Below are 6000 nucleotides of genomic sequence, written 5' to 3' on the forward strand. Positions count from 1 at the left end.
TTAATTATAGTACCAGGACTTTCCTATTGTCAATATGATTTAAATATTAAAGGAAAATAATTATTAGATATATCGAAAGGCTGAAAAACAACAAGTGGTAAGTAAAAAAGTGGAGACATTTAAGTGCCCACTACCACTTACCACATCCTAATTTCTACAACCCCAGCATATTTAATGTCTTCTGATCGACAACGCCGGTGATTTTTAATTTTTTATCATGTTGGAAGCGTTTAACGGCTGTTTCCGTTTCTCGGCTGAACAAACCATCAGCACGGCCTTCGTAGTAGCCAAGCTGCCGGAGTTTCATTTGTAGCTGCACTACGTCCGGCCCGCTCTTTGAATAGGCAAGCGTCCGCTTAATGCGAGTAGGCTGGCCCTCTATCCGAACTGGTGTCCCTACCGGCACCCACTCGAAAAGTTCTTCGATATCGGCATTGCGCAGTCTAATACAGCCAAGACTTGCAAACTGCCCGATACTCCATGGCCGATTAGTTCCATGGATGCCATAACCACCCCATGGTACGTTAAGCGCTAAGAAACGCGTTCCCATAATATCTGCTGACCGATATGCCTTCCAAGCAATCGTCCAGTCACCAATCGGCGTTGGCGTCTCGTGCTTGCCCACAGCAATGCGATATTTCTTATAAACTTTGCCGTCATTATGAAGTTCAAGAACCCGAGCCGGTACCTTAATAACAATCGACACTTTGCCGGTCGGAGCTTCTTTGGGTTGGTTGGGGATTGCAGCCAATTCATGTTCATCCCAATATTCAAAGCCCACGATACCTATAAGCAAGCTGAGCATAACAAGTGAGGTAATGGCAAAATATAACTTTGCCGACTTTAGACCTGATATTGATAATTTAGTCACCATCTTCACCTCCAAGTCTAACAATATATATGCAAAAGCAGGCAGGGATATCCCGCCTGCTTCATTAGGTTATTTTCTTACCAGGCGGCGACAACACCGTCGGCGCGAGGTTCAGTACCGCCTGACAAAACGTTATTCTGGCTGCGCCAGATTATCTGCCCCCGGCCAAAGCCGCTCGGATCAAGATTAACTTTTATATCATGTCCTCTGCGAGCTAAGGCCTCAGCAATATGACTGGGGAAATGCGGTTCAACTTCAATTGTTTTGCCGCCCGTCCACTGCCAGCGCGGAGCGTCAAGCGCCGCCTGAGGATTAAGCTTGGCATCAATTGTATTGATTGCAACCTGAACATGACCCTGAGGTTGCATAAAAGCACCCATAACCCCAAATGGGCCAACTGCTTGGCCGTCTTTGGTAAGGAAACCAGGGATAATCGTGTGATACGACCGCTTGCCCGGCTCCAAGCAATTGTCTGAATGCTCATCAAGCGAGAAGTTGCAGCCGCGGTTGTGCAGGCTAATACCCGTACCAGGCACAACCAATCCCGAACCGAAGCCCATATAATTACTCTGAATATATGAAACCATGTTGCCTTCACTGTCAGCTGTCGCGAGATATACGGTTCCGCCTGACCGTGGATCGCCGGCTTTGGGCTCAAGCGCCTTATTGCCGATCAGGCTGCGTCGTACTGCCGCAAAATTAGCTGAAAGAAGCTCTTCAACCGACACCTGCATTTTTTCAGGCTCGGCAATATACTGCTTACCGTCGGCAAATGCCAGCTTCATGGCCTCAATTTGCCGGTGATAGTATTCAACAGGGTCATTGGCATCCAGGTCAAGCCCGTTTAGGATATTCAACGCCATTAAGGCCACTAAGCCATGACCGTTGGGCGGAATTTCCCAAATGTCGTAGCCCCGGTAGTTAACTTTAATCGGCGTAACCCACTCAGGATAAAAGGCTGCTAAGTCGTCACCGCGCAAATAACCGCCGTACTTAGCGGAAAAGGCGTCAATTTGCGCCGCTAAATTACCTCGGTAGAACGACTCCGCCCTAGTCGAACCGATTTCGGCGAGGGTCTTGGCATGGTCGGGCAAATAGCACATTTCACCGCTGTCAGGTGCCTTGCCTTGAGGAGCAAATGTCTGCCACCAATACCTAAATTCCTCACCGCTCACCTTCGAGTAGCGTTCAGCATCCTGCTTCCAATGCTTACTTACTACTGATGACACCGGATAACCATTGGCGGCATATTCAATAGCCGGCTTAAGCACCTCGCTTAACTCGAGTCGTCCAAACCTGGCCGACAACGCTGCCCAAGCACTTGGTATACCTGGTACTGTTACCGGCAGCCAACCATTAACTGGCATAGTCTTATGCCCAGCCTGCACAACCAGTTCCCGTGAAATACGGCGCGGCGCCGGGCCGCTGGCATTTAAGCCATGTAGCTCATTTTTACTCCAAACCAAGGCAAAAGCATCACCGCCAATGCCGTTTTGGGTTGGCTCAACAACAGTCAGACAAGCAGCTGTCGCGATTGCGGCGTCAATTGCATTGCCGCCCTTTTTAAGAATATCAAGCCCCGCTTGTGCCGCCAGGCTTTGAGATGTAGCCACCATGCCATTTTTTGCAAAAGTGACCAGCCGCCGCGACGGATGTGGGAAGAACATTGCATCAAAATTCACCGCCAACTCCCCCTTGTAATTTTTACGAATATTATTCGCCTAAATTTTCGAAAAATCCTGTGGACGGGGATGAAATTGTGAATTGGCTTAACCGCCAAAAAATTTTCATCCCGCTACAGGATTTTCGGGAAACCGCTGAGGCGGTGTTACTTTTTGGCATTGCCCCAAAAAGTAACCAAAAAAGTCTAGGCCCTGTCTTCCAAAAGCCTCGGAAAAACAGTACAGCTTACTAAAATCCCGAAACTCGCTGCGCTCGAACAACGAGATTTTTTAACGTAAGCTGCACGGTTTCCCGTCCTGAGGAACGACTTTTTCCATAATGGGCCGAAAGATACGGGAGTGCGAACGATTAAAACAGACCGGCATTTTTAACTCTACCCCGGTCGTGCCCCTAATGGACCATTGCGGAAGCGGCCGGTCCCGCAGGGATGGAAACAGACCTTGCTTGCGATAAGAAAGTCCGACTGTCTGAACGAAGTGAGTTTCGGACTTTCCGCAAGTGAGGGCTGTTTCCAAGGCCGCTGGAGAATAGGTCCTTGATTTTTTGGGTACTTTTTGATCAAGCAAAAAGTACTGGCTACGACAGTAGCCTTAAGCCCCTCTGATTGCTGAGGTTAGTAACCACTGAGGTGGTGGTTACTTTGGCATTGCCCCAAAGTAACCAAAGGTCTAGGCCCAGTCTTCCAAAAGCCTCGGAAAACCGCACAGCTTACTAAAATCCCGAAACTCGCCTACGGCTCAGACAGTCGGGATTTTTTAACGTAAGCTATACGGTTTCCCATCCTTCGGAACGGCTTTTTCCAGAAAGGGCCGAAAGATACGGAGTACGAAAGTACTGAATTACATGAGACCATTAAACGAACCAAATTTATTAATCCACTCCCGGTCGTACTCCCTTACGGACAATTGCGGAAGCGGCCGGTCCCGCAGGGATGGAAACAGACCTTGCTTGCGACAAGAAAGTTCGACTGTTTGAACAAAGCGAAAAAACTACAACTAAATTGCTAATAAAAGCCAGATAAAAATGATCTAAAAAACTTCATAGCACGTATCAAATCTTAGCTATTTGCTTATCCTAAATACGAATAAACTACAGTACATTCTTGAAATAGGAGGCTGATTTTTTATATGTCGATCATTGAAAGAGTAACATCGGATGCCCGCACTATGTTCAACATGGTATTTGACAGAGAGCCGCTCAACTACCTAGAAGCCTCAGGTCTTTACGGCATGATAGCTCAAGGTCGTTTTAACGTTGCCGCTCTTGAAGTTATGTACAACCATGCTCAAGATCCTGAGCTTAAAGAGCTTATCCGCGAAGCTATGGATCATCACACTAAAGGTTTGATAAAGGACTCCGAAAAATTACTCAACCGCAGTGAAGGCGATATGCCGAAGTTTGGCTTTTCCAAACGTACCCTACACGAGCAACCGCTTGATATTCCAATGGACGCCCGCATGACGGACGCCGAGATTGCTATCGGTATCGGCTCGATGGCTAAGGCTTCACAAATGGCACTCCTAGCTGGTATACATCAATCTTATCAACCTGATGTTGCATTGGTTTACCGCCGCAAACTTGATGAAGGCTTAGAATGGGATTATCGCCTGCTCCAGCTAATGCTTAATCGGGGCTGGCTGCCTCATATTGGTAAAATCGAACATTAATAAAAACTAGCAAATACAAAACTCCTTCCCGGCTGGGGAGGAGTTTTTATATTACCAGTTTCGGCTTGACCCACCGCCGCCGCCCGATCCACCGCCATAACCGCCATGGCCTCCGCCACCTCCGCCACCGCCGCCGCGGAAACGGATAAGTGACAGGATAAGATAAGTAATCGAACCGCCAAAAAACATCCAATCAATGATGAATAGTAGCAAAAAGCCGGCGACAATCAAGATTTGCGCCCACCATGGCAGATCATCCCACATTGATGTTTGAATCTGATTAGTTTGGACAACCGCTTTGGCATCAGTGCTTACCTGGATATTATATTCCTTGGCAACTTCCCCGATCAGGGCCTGATAACCGTTGTAAATACCGGTATTATAATCGCCGCGCTGGAAATACGGAATCATATACTTATCTTGAATTCTGCCGGTTTTAGCGTCAGGCAATGCTCCTTCTAGCCCGTAGCCGACTTCGATACGCGACTGGCGGTCATTCACCGCAATCAGCATCAGTACACCGTTGTTCAGCTTTTTATCGCCAATCCCCCACTTGCGTAGGATACTAAGGGCATATTCATCAATCGGCGCACCATCCAGGGTTTTTACAGTAACCACTACAACCTGTGCCTTAGATTTAGCCGCAATCTGAGACCCTAGCTGATTAATGCGGGCCTTATTATCACCCGACAGCACTCCCGCATAGTCCTGCACATAGATGCTTGACGTCGGAACAGGCGGGATTTGTGGCTGAGCCCAGGCAGATACGCTGAGCATTAAATAAAAGACAAATAACAACCAAGCTAGCCATTTTTTCATCGGCATCATTCTCCTGCCGCGTATTTACGGATTAGAATTGAACTTTTGGAACTTGCTGAGCGCCTTCTTCGGCTCTGAAGTACTCCTTAGCGCCAAATCCCATCATGCCGGCATAAATATTAGCCGGGAATGATTTGATTTTGGTATTGTAAACCTGGACCGCATCATTATAGTCCTTACGGGCTACTGCAATGCGGTTCTCAGTACCGCTCAGTTCATCCATCAGAGCTCTAAAGTTCTGGTCAGCTTTCAGATTAGGATAATTTTCAGCGATAACCAACAATCGGCTTAATGCATTATTTAAATCAGCATTGGCCTGAGCCTTAGCAGCAGGCCCTTGGGCTCCGCCCAGTCTGGCTCTGGCATCCGCCACTGCTTGAATAGCCTGTTGTTCATGGGCAGCATACCCCTTTACTGTGCTGACTAAATTAGGAATTAAATCAGCACGGCGCTGCAGCTGATTTTCGATTTGGCTCCATTTTCCGTTAACATTTTCACTCATGCCTACCAAAGAGTTGTAGCCGCTAATTCCCATAACCACAAGTATCGCGACGATTACACCCGCGACAATCCAACCTTTCAAACAACGACACCTCCGTTATTGTATATTGTTTCATTACTATATTATATCACTTTCAGCAAAAAATCTCCTATCAGGGAAAAGGCTGCAAGCAGCTTTTTCCGATATACTAAAAAGCTATACCGCTGAGGCGGTGTTACTTTTTAGCATTGCCCCAAAGTAACCAAAGGTCTAGGCCCAGTCTTCCAAAAGCCTCGGCAATCCGCACAGCTTACTAAAATCCCGAAACTCGCCTGCGGCTCAGACAGTCGGAATTTTTTAACGTAAGCTATACGGTTTCCCGTCCTTCGGAACGGCTTTTTCCAGAAAGGGCCGAAAGATACGGGAATACGAACGATTAAAACAGACCGGGATTTTAACTCTACCCCGGTCGTGCCCCT

General features: G+C 47.5%; 5 protein-coding genes. 1 reads left to right on the forward strand and 4 read right to left on the reverse strand.

The window, feature by feature from the left end; genetic code table 11:
• Positions 1-154 precede the first annotated feature (154 nt).
• Positions 155-874, reverse strand: a complete 720-nt coding sequence (locus GX348_05590) for a L,D-transpeptidase family protein (protein ID NLP41662.1) — start codon at positions 872-874, stop codon at positions 155-157.
• Between the two features lie 74 nt (positions 875-948).
• A complete protein-coding gene (locus GX348_05595) occupies positions 949-2538 on the reverse strand; it encodes a gamma-glutamyltransferase family protein (GenBank protein ID NLP41663.1) in 1590 nt (529 codons plus the stop codon).
• A 1143-nt stretch (positions 2539-3681) separates the two neighbouring features.
• Here GX348_05595 and GX348_05600 point away from each other — a divergent pair.
• A complete protein-coding gene (locus GX348_05600) occupies positions 3682-4221 on the forward strand; it encodes a DUF3231 family protein (GenBank protein NLP41664.1) in 540 nt (179 codons plus the stop codon).
• Positions 4222-4272: 51 nt separating this feature from the next.
• On the opposite strand, the gene GX348_05605 is transcribed toward GX348_05600, so the two are convergent.
• Complete coding sequence (locus tag GX348_05605) at positions 4273-5040, reverse strand: TPM domain-containing protein (protein NLP41665.1); 768 nt, start codon at positions 5038-5040, stop codon at positions 4273-4275.
• 31 nt (positions 5041-5071) lie between these two features.
• Positions 5072-5575 (reverse strand): LemA family protein, encoded by a 504-nt coding sequence (locus tag GX348_05610; GenBank protein NLP41666.1) that lies wholly within the window; start codon positions 5573-5575, stop codon positions 5072-5074.
• Between the last annotated feature and the right edge of the window lie 425 nt (positions 5576-6000).

It is taken from the genome of Veillonellaceae bacterium (genome assembly GCA_012523975.1).
GTDB lineage: Bacteria > Bacillota > Negativicutes > JAAYSF01 > JAAYSF01 > JAAYSF01.